This is a genomic window from Methanolobus sediminis, from assembly GCF_031312595.1.
GTDB classification, from domain to species: Archaea; Halobacteriota; Methanosarcinia; order Methanosarcinales; family Methanosarcinaceae; genus Methanolobus; species Methanolobus sediminis.
The window spans coordinates 397,092-413,444 of record NZ_CP133592.1 but is presented as its reverse complement, the minus strand read 5'-3'; the positions used below and the strand labels follow the sequence as shown (position 1 = coordinate 413,444).

Here is a 16,353-nt window from a genome sequence, read left to right as displayed (position 1 = left end):
TCTTATGAATATGAATTTAGTTTTTTATATATAAAGGTCTGTAAATTGTAATGTATAAATGGGACAAATCCGTGTGAAGGATTATCCCATTTATTTCTCCCTTTCTGCTCTCGTTTTACTTTCGTTTTTAGATCATGCTTTGACCAATGCATGATCACTTTCTATTGCGGGTCTGTTTTCAATCCCCATCTTACTGACAGTATCTTGGACCATGTGGGCCTGTTCCATCACAGTCTCCACCGTTTGGACAGTTGTCACAGACTCCGTCTCCGTCTTCATCTACAAAGTTGTCGCAAATCCCATCTCCATTACTGTCTACTATTAATGTAGTACATGACCCATCTTGCAACTTCTGTTGTACTTTTGTTCTGTCCTGATCAGCAGCCATAGCAGATACTGCAAATAAGCTGAACAGCATAAGTGCTGCAGCAATCAGTGAAAGTTTTCGAGTGTTCATTATTCTCCCTCTATTTGTTTCTAATTTTCTTTCTTTTATTTTGACCATTGGCAAGTGCAAGCCTGACATTGTCATGGTGGTTAAATTTGCGGTTGACATTGTCCTATCTTGGTAGTATAGTTGTTTTCAATCTGCACTTGCAAACCCATCATAGGCAGAGCGGGATATAAGCATACTTTACTTCACGGAAACTTTATGAGTGCTTCAATAGTGAATAAAGTCTTAAAACAGTTTATTTTACTTGATAAAACTTTATAATACTTCAGATTGCCATTAGAAGTAACTATTATATGGGTGTACTATGTAAATATACATCCTGTGTTGAACAAAAAAATAATCCTGCTTAGCTTGAGTATTATTTTATTTGCAGTTCTTGGTCATACGGCATCAGCCCAGGAGGCAACAATACATGGTGCTGTATATGAGTGGGATTCATTTGATCCTCTTGAACATGTCATTGTGGAGGTCAATTCAACGCCTTCCCAGTCAATGCTTGCAAATTACGGCATTTATTCCTTTAAGCTTGACCCTGGAACCTACCTGATATCTGCCAGTTATTACAGTGCAAATGAACTGGCGGCATATACTGAAGAAGAGATCACCATTACGGATGATGGTGATTATGTGCTGGATCTGATCCTGTATCCTGTCTATTATAATGATCCATTGCTTAATGAAAACGATTTTGCAGAACTTGACGACATAGCCAACTTTTCAGAATCTGATAAAGAAGGTTCCTCATATTCCATGCCAGAAAGCTCAGTTGTGGTAACTATAGTTCTTCTGGTTCTTGTTATTGCCGGAGTTCTTGTTATACTTATACTAAAACAAAAGAAAGATGCTTCTACCTCAGAAGATTCATCATTATATGATTTGTCATATGAATATGCGCCTGAAGATTCAATAGCTGGTCTGGGCGATCTGCCAGAAGATCTGCGCGAAGTGATTTCCATTATTGTAAAGAACGATGGCAGAATTACACAAAAAGATCTTCGCACCAAAGTAAAGCATTCTGAGGCCAAGGTCAGCCTGATGGTCTCTGACCTTGAAAGCAGGGGAATTGTGCGTAAATTCAAAAAAGGTCGAGGCAACATCATTATTCTTGAAGATCCGGATTTGACAGATAATGTGGATTCCGGGGAAGAAGTGACCGAATCATCTGATAAAGGTTATGATGATGATAAATGATAAAAAGGCAAACCAAAACGTATAACTGTATTTAACGAGTATGAATGTAAACATTCACAATAGTTCTATTTATGTATTTATGAGATTATGAGGGTATACATGCGAGTTTCCATGGATATTGAGTTAAAAGATATTCCCGGGCAGTTGATTTTAGCTTTGAGACCGGTTTCCGAGCTTAAAGGTAATTTAATTTCGGTGGTTCATCACCATGAAAAAAGAACTCCCCGCGGAACCATTCCGGTTCAGCTGGTTTTTGAGATAAAACCAGACAAGCTTAATGATATTGTTTCAAGCCTTGAAGAAAATGGAATTGGTATCGCACGCATTGATGAAAAGAAATTTTTCGAGCACGGTGCAGTGATGCTTATAGGGCATATAGTCCACACAGATATACAGGACACCATTGATACCATTGACAAGACAGGCTACGCAGAAGTTGTTGACCTTAACCTTTCAATGCCTAAGATAAACATGGCATCTTCAGCATCATTAAAGATAGATGCAATAAGCAAGGAGCATATGGAATCAGCCATTGCTCTGTTAAAGGAGATAGCAAAGAAAAAGGATCTGCTGGTAATTGAACCAATAAAAAGTATAGGGGTGGCCTGATGAAAACGATTCGTGTCTCTATTATTGGTTTTGGCGCTGTAGGCCAGGGTGTTGCCAGAGTGCTAATTGATAAAAAAGAGTACCTTGAAAAGCTGGGACTTGATTTCAGGGTAGTTGCTGTTGCAGATTCAAGAACAGCAACGATCAATGAAAATGGTGTTGACCTTAGTGCGGTACTTGTCAGAAAACAAAGTGAAGGTGTCGTAGGTTCTGAAAAGCTCACCGGCCTTGAAATTATCGAAACAATCGACCATGATCTTATAGTTGAGACCACTCCCACCAATATAGTTACAGGTGGTGTTGGCCTTCAGAACATGCTTGCAGCTTTTAAGCATGGAAGAGATGTTGTCACATCAAACAAAGGTCCTCTTGCAATGAAATATGGTGAACTCATCGAAGTTGCAAAAGCCGGAGGTTCACGTTTCAGGTTCGAGGCAACAGTTGGCGGTGCAATGCCTGTCCTTAACCTTGCAAACGATGTGCTTGCAGGTAATACCATTACCAATGTTGAAGGAATTTTTAACGGAACCTGCAATTATATCCTTACTCGCATGATGGAAGAACATGCTCCTTATGAGCAGATGCTTGCAGAAGCTCAGGAACTTGGATATGCTGAAACCGATCCGACCTATGATGTTGAGGGAATTGACACTGCATGTAAACTTGTCATCCTTGCAAACTGTGTCTTCGGTATGAACGCAACACATGAGGATGTGACCATTACCGGAATTACCAAGATCACACCTGAAGCATTGCTTCTGGCCCAGAACGAGGGTTATGTCATCAAACTCATCGGAGAGGTCAACGACAGCAGAATCAATGTTGCACCAAAGCTTGTGCCAATAGACCATCCGCTTGCTGTTGGTGGTTCCCTTAACGTTGCTTCAGTTCAGACTGACCTTTCAGGTCCGATCACTGTAACAGGACGTGGTGCAGGTTCCATAGAGACCGCAAGCGCAATCCTCAGTGATATGATATCCATTTACAGGGACTAAAGTCCGGCATCCGTATTACAAGGGTGTATTAATGACAAGTTTCAAAGAATTTGCCAGGGCATGCAAGGTTATCGAAGGGACTCCGGGTTCCCTTGATATGACTGCTCTGGTTGCAGAGTTACTTGAAAAGGTTACTCCTGAAGAACTTCCTGTAGTAACTCATTTTGTAATGGGTGAGATATTTCCTGCCTGGAGCAGTGAGGAGATTGGTGTCGGTGCAGGTATTCTTTACAGTGCCCTTGCAAAATCAGCAGGACTTTCAGTTGCTGATATCAAGGAGCTGGTGAGGGAAACCGGTGACATCGGCGAAACAGCAGTCAAAGCACTGAAAAAAGTATCAACCGGCCAGGCTACTTTTTCTTCTTTTATGGAAGATAATTCAGACCTTTCAATTCTGGAGGTTTTTGAGAGATTCCAGGCTATATCCAAAACATCCGGCAAAGGTTCCCAGACATCTAAGATGAAGAATCTCCAGTATCTTTTTAATTCTGCCTCATCCGAAGAAGTAGGCTACATAGCTCGTATTTCAGTGGAAGAGCTGAGGATCGGAGTAGGTGAAGGAATTGTCAGAGACGCGATCTCAAAGGCTTTTGACGTTCCGTCTGAAGAGATTGAAAGAGCTTTCATGCTTACAAATGACCTTGGACTTGTAGCCGTAACCGCAAGAGAAGGCGGCAGGGATGCAGTTCAGTCCCTGGGACTTGAACTTAATCGTCCAATTCGTATGATGCTGGCACAGGTAACTCCTGATTTTGAAGTTGCACTTTCTGATCTGGGAACCGCAGCTGTTGAATGGAAATTCGACGGTGCCAGGGTTCAGATCCATAAAGAAGGCGACAATATTACACTTTTCTCCCGCAGGCTTGAGAACATAACTGACTCTCTGCCGGATATTGTGGAAGCTGTAAGGGAAAACATCGATGCGCAGTCTGCAATACTTGACGGTGAGGCAGTTGCAATTGATGAGAATGGCAGGCCAAGGGCATTCCAGGACATACTGAAACGTTTCAGGAGAAAGTATGATGTACAGTCAACTGCACGTGAGATTCCCCTCATACTGAATCTTTTTGATATAATGTATCTGAACGGTGAGGAATTGCTTGATCTTCCTCTTGTCCAGAGAAGAGAAAAACTTGAAAGCTGTGTCAAGTCAGGGGATAAAATAAAGGTTGACACCCAGTTTATTACAGATGATCTTGACAGGATAATGGAAATTTACAACGATGCCCTGAAAGCAGGTCATGAAGGTGTCATGATCAAGAATCCGCAGTCTCCTTATTCTCCTGGAAAGAGGGGTAAGAACTGGCTTAAGAAAAAGCCGGTAATGGAGACACTGGACCTTGTGGTTATCGGAGCAGAATGGGGATACGGAAGACGTACAAGTTTCCTTGGTTCCTATGCACTTGCGTGTCATGACCCTGATACAGGCCGTTTCCTGCCAGTAGGGCGTGTGGCAACAGGATTTTCCGATGAACAGCTTGCAGAACTTACAGAGCTATTTTCTGATCTTATTGTCACTGAAGTTGGCACAGAGGTTGAGATCAAACCTGAGGTCATCTTTGAGGTTGCCTTTGAAGAGATACAGAAAAGTGTCAATTACGAGTCAGGTTACGCTCTTCGATTCCCAAGGCTTGTCAATGTAAGGTCTGATAAATCCATTGAAGATGTAGAGACAATCGGCCGTCTTGAAGAGATGTATCTTGTGCAGCGTGAAAGGAACTGAATGTCCGGTTCATTACGCTTCTTTTTCTATTTAATCAAAAGTGTTATTAGGCAATAGTAAATCATCTTAAATATGAGAATTAGAAGTCTTGCGTTCCTTATTTTATTAATATCACTTGTCGGTCTGACATTTTCAGGTTGCGTTGACAATAATGCAACAGATGATGTTACAGAAGAGAATGTTTCTGATCAGGGATCAGTTAATGCTGACACTATTGTGTATATTGAAAAATATGCTTTTCATCCGGATTATGTGACTATCTCATCAGGGGATACTGTCATGTGGATCAACAATGATTCTGTGGCATTTATCATAAAAGGTACTCTGGTTGGCGGTGGGATTTTCCAGTCTCCTACACTCAGGAAAGATGACACTTTCACTTATACTTTTACAAACAAAGGCACATACAAATACCAGCTTGTAACTCATCCATGGACAAATATTGGTTTCATAGTTGTGGAATGATCATCAGTTACAAGACAATAAAGTCTTTATGACCTTAAGTTCCGGCTATTCCGGAATGAAATGGTCATTTTTTAGAACAAATAACAGAAATCTGAATGTAGTTGCATTCTTCATGACACTGGTCATCCAGTTCACAATATTCTATCCCGGGATTCACTATTTCATAGGAGGCATTCTACTGGCATTTTTAAGACTATATTGCTACAAAGTATTATTTTCCAATAATCACCAAATTTCACCATGTAGCTGGATCGATAAACAGTAATTGCATATCCGGTATTTTATACTTTAAACTACAATCAGGTGTTATATGAAGGATCCAGCATCCCTAAAATCATCAAATACTCATGATAAATTGAACCCTGCACTTTATGTTCTTTCCCTGTCCAAATTATTCAAGGATCTGGGGACCGGAATGCTGGCGTTCCTGCTGCCGCTTTACATTGTTGGCATGGACAGCAATATCTTTTCCGGAACTCCCATCGTATTCAGGGCCGGACTTATAGCAACGGTTTTCGGTCTGTCAAATGCTCTCTCCCAACCATTCTTTGGTCGTTTGTCAGATAACCTGAACAGAAGGAAACCCTTTGTGGTAATGGGAATGGCAGGCTTTACCCTGATATCATTTACTTATGCAAATACCAGTAATTTTGATTACATGATATTATTAAGGATAGTCCAGGGAATAACAGTAGGTGCTACTGTTCCTGCAATCGTTGCAATGGTAACGCATCTTTCATCAAAGAGCACAAGAGGAACTGCAATAGGTATCTATTCCACAGTCCGGGGATTTGGATTCGGTACGGGATCCATTGCAGGTGGTGTAATAGCCAGTTACTTTGGTTATGTAACCGCATTCTATGTGTGCGCACTGCTTGGGATTGCAAGTTTAATACTGATATCGTTCTTTGTATCCGAAACACATAACGGACAGCCATCATCTGCATCATCACAGGAGCCTGCAAAAGGCTTCCAGTTCATCATTCTTTCCGTTGCAATGTTCATGATGATGACAGGTATCATGATAATATTTGCCTTCCTGCCGGAGTATGAATCAAGACTTGGGACCGGTGAGATCTCCCTTAGCATAGCAGTGTCCGCTTATGTTATAGTAAGAGTGCTGTTCCAGACTCCCATGGGAATACTTTCTGACAGATTAGGGAGGAAAAAAATCATTGCAATGGGATTATTGCTGAACATCCCTATTGTTATTGGTCTCGGGTATGTGGATAACGTAACTCAGCTAATAATTCTGCGTGCGATACAAGGAATATCCATGGCCGCAGTGGAAACACCTGTAATGGCTCTTGCAGTTGACCTTGCAGGAATAGCAGTTAGTTCAAAGGTAAGTTCCATCACAGCTTCGCAGGCGGCGGGAATGGCATTAGGTCCAATAATGGGAGGTATCCTCGCAGGTTACATATCATTTGAATTGCCTTTCTATATCTGTGCCGTAATGTTGTTAATTTCACTCCTGCTTGTAATTGTTGGTATAAAAGAACCGACAGACTCACAGGTCAGAACAACAGGTTGAATTTCGGTTAAACTATAAGAGGTTTAACTGTAAGAGATATCATAACAGCGGAAAGACTGCTCTATCTCTTTCCTTTCTGTTATATCATAAAAGATGATAACGGCGCCGATTATCTCGTTTTTCTTATTCGTGACCGGTGAACCTATAATATCAAGTGGTATGCGTGTGTTCTCCTTTGAGATGAGTATGGTATCATCCTCAAGTCCGAAAAAGGCGCCTTCTCTGAAAACCTTTCTAGTTGGATCCTCTGCATCCTTGTTACCTTCATAGACAACCCTGAACACTTCATTGATATTGCATCCGAGTGCTTCTTTTCTGGTGTATCCTGTGAGAGCTTCTGCAAGTGGATTTATGTATTTGATGTTACCGTTTATATCGGTGGATATAACTGCATCACCGATATTGTCAAGAAGGGAATTGATACAATTTTCATGATTGAACTGTTTCTCTTTTTCCTTTTCCCGTTTATAGAGAGCGATCTCAATATTCGTTCGCAGTTCCCTCTCATCAAAAGGTTTTAGTATATGTCCGAAAGGCTCAGTAAGTTTAGCTCTTTGAAGTGTCTTTTCGTCAGAATATGCTGTAAGATAAATTACAGGTATACCATAATTATCGTGTATAGTCCTTGCAGCTTCAATTCCGTCAATCTTACCCTTAAGTACAATATCCATTAAGATAAGGTCAGGTCGGCACTGGTCAATGAACCTGATGGCATCCTCACCACTATCCGCCATACAGGGTACAGAATATCCGAAATGTTCCAGACTATCTTTAATATCCAGAGCTACTATTTTCTCGTCTTCGACTATCATTATCTTTTCATTAGTCATCAGTAGTCCCTTCTCTTATAGGATAGTTGTTTGAATCTGATTCTGAATTCCGTACCATTGCCTCTGATAAGCTCTATGCTACCCTCTAACTGTTCCACTAATGAAACAACGAGTTGCATTCCCAATGAGTCCGTGTTCATGAAATCCAGATCTTCCGGGAATCCGATTCCGTTATCCCTTATCGTTAACATGTACTGACCATTGACATCCGGAACTATCTCGACGAGTATTTCCCCCTTATGGTCTTTAAAAGCATGTTTCAGGGAATTTGAAACGATCTCATTGATGATAAGCCCAAGAGGTATGGCTGTATCAATATCCTGTGTTATGTTTTTAATATTTATATCTATTTTGATATTTTCCGGATCGCAGCCATATGTGTTGACAAGATATTTTGTAAGAGTCTCTATGTATGAAGAAAGTTCGATGTTCTCAAGGTCGCGGGACTGGTAAAGCTTCTCATGTGCAATTGCCATTGATTTAGCACGGTTCTGGCTTTTGCGGAATGCTTCGATGGTTTCCTTATCAGTGAATTTCCTTGACTGAAGCCGGAGCATACTTGATATTATCTGGAGATTGTTCTTTACGCGGTGGTGCACTTCTTTAAGGAGAATATCCTTCCTTCGCATCTCCTCCGCCTGTTTTATTTCTGTAATATCCTTGACAACCGCAAGAACCTCATCTTCAGCAATGACCACGAACCTGACCTCAAAGTCTCTCATCTCTCTTTTTACAGGCATTGTGTAATGCATAGTATGGGTTTTGTTTGTCCGAAGTGCTTCTTCAATAATATCGAGTTCAATTTCTGCAATGTGTGCAGGAAGCACATCCTCAAGGGTGATATTAAGATCGGTTTCAGGGGATTCATATATGCAGTTGTCAGTAGAAAGTTTATAGTTGCATATCGTCCCATCTTTTTTTACCTGGAACATCATATCAGGCATGGCCTGCAAAATAGCATTAATAGTAGCATCTCTTTTGATAACAAGTCTCTGTGATCTTTCGAGCGATTCAAGCATCTTGTTTATTGAGCTACTGAGACTTGCAACTTCGTCATTTCCTTCATATAATACTCTATTTGTGAAATCTCCATTTTCACCTATCTCTCTTACTTTGTTCTGGAGTTTCTTAAGACGTGAAATATGTGATCTCTCAAGCAGGAGGATAATCACTGCTCCGAAAATGATTCCTGTAAGAATAAGGACCACAAGGAAATAGTTGATAGCATTTACTCCCTGCTGGTGAATATTTCGAAACATTCCCACTTCAATGGAAAATGCTTCGTTCCCATATATGTCATTGAAATTTACATAAGAATATATACGGGCATTATCCGTTACAGTAAGAATGCTGTTATTTGAAGAATCTATATTCCGGGATGAAATAGTTTCTGTCTTATTTGTGTTCTTAATGTTTTCAATGTGCAGTACAAGGTTTGTAGTTGCGTGCAGTCTTGCTATTTCTTCAGAATCAATAATTCTGCCCATTATTATGGTTCCGTATATTGGACCACTAAGATCACTTTTCACAACAGGTTGTGATGTTATCATAAGGGGCTTTTTGCTAAAGACAAGAAAACCGGTTTTTCTGCTGCTGTAGTTGGTATGTTCAAGAAGATACGGATTATTTTGAAGGTGTTCTTCCAGTTCTTTTACAGTGGAGAAATTGTTATTCTCAATTGATTTTTCATATACCAACGACCCTGTTTCATTGTAGATAAGCATGAAATCAAGTCTTTGATTGTAAAAGGTTTCGTTCATGAGGTATTTTTCAGGATAATCACTACTGTTTCCCTGAACAAAATCGCATGTTTCATCCCATACCGACCAGTCAGCAGCTTTATTTTGCAGATCCTGGTTTTCAAGTATCAATATATTTTTAATGCAAATGGCATTCTCACTAGCATCTTCTTCTTCCAGTTTCTCATAACTGTCAATAACAATGGAATGTGAACTCAGATATATGATAAGTATAAGACCTATGAGAGTTGCACTGATGATGCAAAGTGTTTTTTTCTGCAGTGTTGCCATTCGTTTGTCCTTTAAATGGATGTTACTTTTTCCATTTATTTTTCGTTCTCTGTATTGTTATATAACTGAGTTATAATTTATATGTCTATATATTTGTTTCCTGTAACTGTGCACATTTAGGTAAATCTCTAGTGGAATAATGTCTACGCATTCTACAATTACTCGTCAATCGTTGTAATTGTGCACAATTGCGCCGAAAATCACAGAAAAAATAAAACCAAAAACAGATCGCTTGCAGAAATAGTATGTTCCCGCAAGCATCTGCTTAAGTAAATCGTCTGAAAAAAGAAAAATTAACCAACAACACTCATGTCAGAGACTCTGATGGATGGTGTAATGGTTCCACCAACCTTGCGAACATCGGTTCCGGCTCCATTTATATTTTTCAGCATATCAAATATGTTGCCGGAGATCATGAGTGATTTAATTGGTTTGTCCAGTTTTCCATCTTTTATGGTGAATGCATTACGTGCTTCAACTGAGAAATCACCTGAAATAGCATTGGCAGTGTGAGCACCTATAACTGTATTCACATAAACACCATTGTCGGTGTCAGCTACTATGTCACAATTTGGGAAATCGATAATGAAATTCCTTGACCCTACGGAAGGTGTTGAAAGATATGAGTTGCGGGAAGCATTACCTGTGCTTTCCACACCATCTTTTCCTGCGGTGTAAGTGTCATATAGATATGACCTGAACACTCCGTTCTCTATTACAGTTGTTTTACGTGACGCGACTCCTTCATCATCGGCAATTCCGGTATCAATACCACCTTCAAGCAGTCCGTCATCATATATGGAGAGTTTCTCGTTTGCGATGATATCATCTTTTCTGCCGATGAGATTAGAACGTCCTTTCTGTACGTTATCAGCATCAATAGATGGTATGAATGTGTTTTCGATAAGGTCTGAGAATGCAAAAGGATGAATGACTACTTCAGTTCTGTGCGGCTCAATGGAAATTGTATCCTGTGACTTCTTTGCAAGTTCTGCGGCATTCTTTCCGATTGCTGCAAAATCAATGTCATTCTTTCGTGAAATTGCAAAGTCGTATGCAGTAGATGTTTCACCTGAATTTGTAATAACATCCACAAATCCAGATATGCCTGTACCCTCTTCTGAAACTTCAATTCCATTGCTGTTCAGTATGAGTCTTTCTCCGTGGCTTCGGCTGAAACTTCCGGATGTAACTATGATTCCTGACGTAGCTCTTGCAGCATCTATCATTTCCATTGTATGGCCAATGCATTCGTCAAGTTCCATATTCTGGATGTCTTTGTCAAGAATGCCTGTCACAGTTGGATATTTCTGGTAGGAAGGCAGTTCTTTCCAGTCAGGGTCAGCATCCTGTGTTTTTGCAGAACTGACTGCATTTTTTGCAGCTTCATCAATGTAGCTCATAATGTTGGTGCTGGAAAATCCCACAGCACCATCAACAATAGCACGAATACCGATTCCTGTTGTGATATTTTCCTTCGCACCTTCTATCATATCTTTCTGGATACTGACAGAGGTCTTCTGGCTTTTCATAATATAAACTTCAGCTTCCTTAGCACCATATTTTATAGCTGCTTTAAGGGCTTTTTCAGCAAGGTCGTACATTTCATGCACCTCCTACCATTGCTTCGGATATCATCAGATGTGGGGAACCGTCGGTGACAGGTACAAGCTGACCGCCTTTGCCACATCTTCCTGAGTTCATTTTAAGGTCATTGCCAACCATTTTCACGTTATTGAGGATCTCAAGGATCTTTCCGGATAGTGAAACGTCTCTGATGAGTGTCGTGAGCTTTCCATCCTCAATAAGGTATCCTTTTTCAGCATTGAACTGGAACACACCTTCTCCTGTGTTCACCTGTCCGCCTCTGGAACCTATAAGGTACATTCCATTCCCGATTTCCTCAAGCATTTCCTCGAGTTTTGAATTTCCATTGTCAATGTATGTATTACTCATACGGACAATTGGTCTGGAATGTCCCTGAGCACGGCAGTGTCCTGGTGTCCCTCCAAGTTTTGCGGCTGTTTCCCTGGAGTGCAGGTAGGATTTGAGAACTCCGTTGTCTATGAGAGTTGTTTTCTCAGTTTGTGAACCTTCATCGTCAAACGGGAAATAACCATATTCATGCATTGTAGGGTCATCGATAATTGTTACAAGCGGGGATGCTATTGATTCACCTATGCGGTTTTCAAGAACAGAGCTTCCTTCAAGCACGAGATCTGCTTCTGATGCATGTCCTACTGCCTCGTGGGCAAAAACTCCTGCAAGTTCAGGGTCAAGTATTACCGGCATGCTTCCGCCTTTGGCAGGCTTTGCATCAAGGAGTTGCAATGCACTGTTTGCGGCTTCTTCTGCAAGTTCAGCTGCATTATATTTGTCGAATATCTCATAGCCTGTAACACCAAAGCGGCTTTCTCTTCCGGCCTGGTACATTCCGTCTCTTGAAGCCACCGCACTAATAGCAAACCCGGTTCTTACGACATCATATTCTCCTTCCACACCCGTGGAATCGGTATACATGACCTTGTATGATGATTCGCTGTATACAGCACTGCTGCTACTGATGCCTTCTTTTTTGGCGTATTTTCCAAACTCTTTCAGGTTGCTGACCTTTTCTTCAAGAGAGATATCTAGAGGATTTTTCTTCACTTTTGGAGCATTTGAGACAACAGGGCTTGCTATTTCCTGCATCTTTACTTTTTCCTTGGGTGATTTATCATCCATACTTACTGCAAGTTCAGACGCTGCACGTATTGCTTTTTCAATATCGAAATCCCCGTCTGCAGAAGTGAATCCCCATGAACCACCTTTAAGAGCTCTGACGGCTGCTCCTTTTGTAAAATTGACAGATATTTGCTCTATCTTGCCATTATCAAGGACAATAGACGTTGTAGTCCCCTCTATGATCCTTGTATCAAAAAAGTCTACACTATGCATTATTAACTCCTCACTTTATGAATGAAACTATGAATGAAACAAAAATTTAAATAAATAAGTAACAGCCCCTGTTCACACAGGGACCACTTCAGGCATTTCGGTACCGGTCTTAAGACTGCTGAGACTCTTAAGTTTCTCAAGGATCCTTTCCTTATCAGGACCTACGAGACTGTGTTCTATAACTTCTACAATGTTGGTTACCGGAACTATCTCGATCTTATCCTTGTATGCGTCTTCGATCAGTACGTCATCCTCATTGGATTTTGGAATAATTACTTTCTTTATACCAGCTCTTGCTGCAGCTTCTATCTTATAGGTCGCACCGCCGATAGGAAGCACATCTCCTCTTACGGAAAGTGAACCTGTCATGGCTACAGACTGATCGATAGGGATGTTCTCAAGAGCTGATATGACGGCAGTGGCAATGGATATGGATGCACTGTCACCTTCCACACCTTCATACGTTCCGATGAACTGGATGTGGATGTCATGGTTGCTTATATCCTTGCCTGTTACGTTCTTGATTACAGCGGAAACGTTCTGTACAGCTTCCTTTGCAATATCCTTCAACATACCAGTTGCAATAACCTTGCCTTCTGAGTTAGAGAGCGATGGAGCAACTCCTGCCATGATTGGCAGTACAATTCCTGAATCTCCTCCCATTACAGCAAGACCGTTTACCCTTCCAACAGCGCTTCCCATTTTCTTGAAAAGCTGGTAATCATTCTTACGTTCAAGATAACTATCAGCAAGCTGTTGTTCTATTGATCTTGCCATCTTCTTTGCAGCAAGGACGTGCTTTGCAGTAACGACAGGTGCCTCTTCTGAATGTGCAATGTCACCTGCAACTCTCACAAGACCTCCAAGGTCACGGAGTTTCAGTGTTAGATGACCCTTTCTGCCTGCTCTCCTCTGAGCTTCACGGATTACTTCATCCACAGCAGTCTGGTCAAATGGAGGGATATGTCCGTCTCTCATGACCTCCTGCGCCACGAACCTTACAAGTGTCTTGCGGTTCTCAGGATTATCCTCCATGGATTCTCTCATGAATAGCTCGTATCCATAACCCTTTATACGGGATCTGAGCGCAGGATGCATCTTTTCCATTGCATCAAGATTACCTGCTGCTACCATGATAAAATCACATGGGACAGGTTCTGTCTTGACAAGCGCACCTGAGCTTCTTTCGGATTGTCCCGTAATAGGATACTCCTTTTCCTGAAGGGCTGTAAGCAGGCTCTGCTGTGATTCAAGGCTGAGAGTATTTATCTCATCTATGAACAGTACACCCTTGTGTGATTTATGAATGTCACCGCTCTCTACCCTGTCATGGGCAGGTGTTTCAAGACCACCTGACTGGAACGGGTCGTGCCTGACATCACCAAGTAGCGCACCTGCATGTGTGCCTGTTGCATCAAGGAATGGTGCGTGCTCCTTCTGATAGTTTGAAACAATGAGCTTTGGTATCATCATTTCTTCTTTTGGCATGAACTGGCGTGTAAGAAGCAATATCATTATCGCTGCAATAATACCCCACAGAAGCTGGCCAACGTAGAATGAATAGATAATGATACCGAATACCAGGATCATCATCAGCATATTACGTGACTGGGCTTTTTTCTGTGCTTCCAGTTTGTGTGCCATTACGATCTCCCTGCCTTTTCCGGCAGGTACGGAACGTATCTTTGGATTATTGTTGTCCTCAGGATTTGGGTATGCGAGTATATCCTGAAGTTCTTCTTTCGGAAGAAGTTCAGCCATTGCCTTTGAAAGCAGGGACTTACCCGTACCAGGGCTTCCAATCATCATTACATGCCTTCGCTGGCTTGCTGCTTTTTTTACCACCTCCACTGCATGTTCCTGACCAATTATCTGGTCAATTAAGAGTTCCGGAACATCTATGGAGTCTGTGGTTTCGAAATTGTCCTCGTACAGTTCAATCTCTTCACTAGAATCAGTAGTCTCTTTTTCCATAGTCTTCTCGCAAGTTTTGTGGTTTGTTCACAGTTGTACGTACAAAATATATACTTGACGGTTTTTATACTTACGTAAGTCAAAGTTATTATATTTCATTTGTGAGTAAAGTTAATATGATTATAGTGGCATCAGAATATAAGAAATTATGCCTTCGTTTGTTGCTCCGGACCTGATATTATGAAGTTCACAGCATTTCTGGTTATAGCACTTATCATATCCTTACTTTCATTTTCAGCCAGTAATGACCTCATATCCAATGGGGATGAGTTCATTCACTTCAAGCAGGTCACAATGAGATTTCAGGGCACAGATGCGGTGATATCCATGTCCTATGGTCTGGATATGTTCTCCAGCATGTACATATCACTTATGGGCGCGCACAATCTTGAGCCTGCAATTGATAATTTCTTTTGGGATTTTGGAGATGTGGAGATCCTTGAGCTAGGCAGGGGTAATGCTGTAATATTTGCTAAAAATGTTTCGCGTAAAAATGATGCATTCTATCTGTACGATTCACATACTCTGAATGGAACAGTAGATGTCTTAACTATGGTTCTTCCAGATGGGTCCACACAAGGTTTTATGAATGCCAACTCCACAGAACCCACATTCTACGATGTATGAAAAAGTCGCATATTCATTCCTTATTCATTAAATATCATCTTTTTTTCCAGGGCGCCTGGAAGTTCAGTTACATTATTTTATGTAAGGGCATGCAGTACTTTTTTTCAGGACATAGTGCAATATGCTTATTTGAAAATTCGGCTTTGTTATTAATAGGCATTATTTTCAGTGTGTCTTTTTATGTCTAATATGCCTATTGATGTTGAATCTCTATAGCATATATATCCTCTATGGATGAGATTTGATTCAAACAAAATTTGTTGTGCCAGATTTTTGCAGGTGTTATGTTGGAACTATAAATTATTGCTGGCACATGTCAAGGAGGCTGTTCTTTATAAACAGGTTCTGGTATTATGTCAGTTTACCCAAAAGGTTTATTATCTATTATGCATTATGAGGGGTGCTGATAAGCGCCAAGGCGTGCGATAATAGCACTGAAGTGCTATTAAGCAGCAAGGTGTTAACAGATATTCGCAAACTGCATAATGGGCTCGTGGTCTAGCTGGTTATGACGTCGCCTTGACATGGCGGAGGTCCGGAGTTCGACTCTCCGCGGGCCCACCAAAACAGTTTTGCAACAGTTAAGTTTAAATGTAAAAGCAGCATTTAGGTGCTTCGGGTCATCATGCCCAGGTAGCTCAGTTGGGAGAGCGCTGCCCTGAAGAGGCAGTTGTCCCCGGTTCAAGTCCGGGTCTGGGCACCTAAGCAAAAGCACACCAGTAGTGTAGCGGTTATCACCGGGCGTTGCCAACGCTCGAACCCGGGTTCGAATCCCGGCTGGTGTACTGTCAACTTTTTTATACATTCTACAGTAGAGTGTTGTCTTCTTTTCTTCCAGTAGGTATTGCTTATACAAATAGTTGTTATTTTGATCACAAACGAAGTGCAGCAAAAAAGATTCAGTATTTCCTATTATTATTAAGTGATTTCAGCTACATTCATCAAAGTAACTCAAGATTAATCAGGAATTCTTTGTAGTAAATT

13 protein-coding genes and 3 tRNA genes are annotated in these 16,353 nt (G+C 41.1%); 10 read left to right on the top strand and 6 right to left on the bottom strand.

Going from position 1 to position 16,353, the window contains the following annotated elements; translation table 11 throughout:
• Positions 1 to 190: 190 nt before the first annotated feature.
• Positions 191 to 457: a hypothetical protein gene (locus RE474_RS01895; RefSeq protein WP_309311299.1), complete on the bottom strand. Its 267-nt coding sequence runs from the start codon at positions 455 to 457 to the stop codon at positions 191 to 193.
• A 318-nt stretch (positions 458 to 775) separates the two neighbouring features.
• Here RE474_RS01895 and RE474_RS01890 point away from each other — a divergent pair, with 318 nt between their 5' ends.
• The 6 genes from RE474_RS01890 (at position 776) to RE474_RS01865 (ending at position 6,971) form a co-directional block, all read left to right on the top strand.
• The gene (locus RE474_RS01890; protein ID WP_309311298.1) at positions 776 to 1,645 is read left to right on the top strand and encodes a helix-turn-helix transcriptional regulator; all 870 of its coding nucleotides are present in this window, start codon (positions 776 to 778) and stop codon (positions 1,643 to 1,645) included.
• Positions 1,646 to 1,744: 99 nt separating this feature from the next.
• Positions 1,745 to 2,254, top strand: coding sequence for an amino acid-binding protein (locus tag RE474_RS01885; protein WP_309311297.1), 510 nt, complete (start codon positions 1,745 to 1,747; stop codon positions 2,252 to 2,254).
• Positions 2,254 to 3,249, top strand: a complete 996-nt coding sequence (locus RE474_RS01880) for a homoserine dehydrogenase (RefSeq protein WP_309311296.1) — start codon at positions 2,254 to 2,256, stop codon at positions 3,247 to 3,249. Before RE474_RS01885 ends, RE474_RS01880 begins: the two co-directional genes overlap by 1 nt.
• A 31-nt stretch (positions 3,250 to 3,280) precedes the next feature.
• Complete coding sequence (locus RE474_RS01875; RefSeq protein ID WP_309311295.1) at positions 3,281 to 4,972, top strand: ATP-dependent DNA ligase; 1,692 nt, start codon at positions 3,281 to 3,283, stop codon at positions 4,970 to 4,972.
• A 72-nt stretch (positions 4,973 to 5,044) separates the two neighbouring features.
• A complete protein-coding gene (locus RE474_RS01870; RefSeq protein ID WP_309311294.1) occupies positions 5,045 to 5,437 on the top strand; it encodes a cupredoxin domain-containing protein in 393 nt (130 codons plus the stop codon).
• A gap of 310 nt (positions 5,438 to 5,747) precedes the next feature.
• Positions 5,748 to 6,971, top strand: coding sequence for an MFS transporter (locus RE474_RS01865; RefSeq protein WP_309311293.1), 1,224 nt, complete (start codon positions 5,748 to 5,750; stop codon positions 6,969 to 6,971).
• A 23-nt stretch (positions 6,972 to 6,994) separates the two neighbouring features.
• Here RE474_RS01865 and RE474_RS01860 read toward each other — a convergent pair whose 3' ends face one another.
• The 5 genes from RE474_RS01860 to lonB all read right to left on the bottom strand — a co-directional run bounded on the left by RE474_RS01860 (position 6,995) and on the right by lonB (position 14,742).
• Positions 6,995 to 7,801, bottom strand: a complete 807-nt coding sequence (locus RE474_RS01860) for a response regulator (RefSeq protein WP_309311292.1) — start codon at positions 7,799 to 7,801, stop codon at positions 6,995 to 6,997.
• Complete coding sequence (locus RE474_RS01855; protein WP_309311291.1) at positions 7,801 to 9,831, bottom strand: CHASE4 domain-containing protein; 2,031 nt, start codon at positions 9,829 to 9,831, stop codon at positions 7,801 to 7,803. The genes RE474_RS01860 and RE474_RS01855 overlap by 1 nt, the downstream gene beginning before the upstream one ends.
• Positions 9,832 to 10,124: 293 nt before the next feature.
• Positions 10,125 to 11,435: a TldD/PmbA family protein gene (locus tag RE474_RS01850; RefSeq protein ID WP_309311290.1), complete on the bottom strand. Its 1,311-nt coding sequence runs from the start codon at positions 11,433 to 11,435 to the stop codon at positions 10,125 to 10,127.
• A 1-nt stretch (position 11,436) separates the two neighbouring features.
• Positions 11,437 to 12,768 (bottom strand): TldD/PmbA family protein, encoded by a 1,332-nt coding sequence (locus RE474_RS01845; RefSeq protein WP_309311289.1) that lies wholly within the window; start codon positions 12,766 to 12,768, stop codon positions 11,437 to 11,439.
• A 72-nt stretch (positions 12,769 to 12,840) separates the two neighbouring features.
• Complete coding sequence (lonB, locus tag RE474_RS01840; RefSeq protein ID WP_309311288.1) at positions 12,841 to 14,742, bottom strand: ATP-dependent protease LonB; 1,902 nt, start codon at positions 14,740 to 14,742, stop codon at positions 12,841 to 12,843.
• Positions 14,743 to 14,922: 180 nt separating this feature from the next.
• Here lonB and RE474_RS01835 point away from each other — a divergent pair, with 180 nt between their 5' ends.
• The 4 genes from RE474_RS01835 to RE474_RS01820 all read left to right on the top strand — a co-directional run bounded on the left by RE474_RS01835 (position 14,923) and on the right by RE474_RS01820 (position 16,154).
• Positions 14,923 to 15,369, top strand: coding sequence for a hypothetical protein (locus RE474_RS01835; RefSeq protein WP_309311287.1), 447 nt, complete (start codon positions 14,923 to 14,925; stop codon positions 15,367 to 15,369).
• Positions 15,370 to 15,856: 487 nt separating this feature from the next.
• Positions 15,857 to 15,933, top strand: a tRNA-Val gene (locus tag RE474_RS01830).
• 63 nt (positions 15,934 to 15,996) lie between these two features.
• Positions 15,997 to 16,069: transfer RNA gene (locus RE474_RS01825), tRNA-Phe, on the top strand.
• Between the two features lie 13 nt (positions 16,070 to 16,082).
• Positions 16,083 to 16,154: transfer RNA gene (locus tag RE474_RS01820), tRNA-Gly, on the top strand.
• Positions 16,155 to 16,353: the final 199 nt, after the last annotated feature.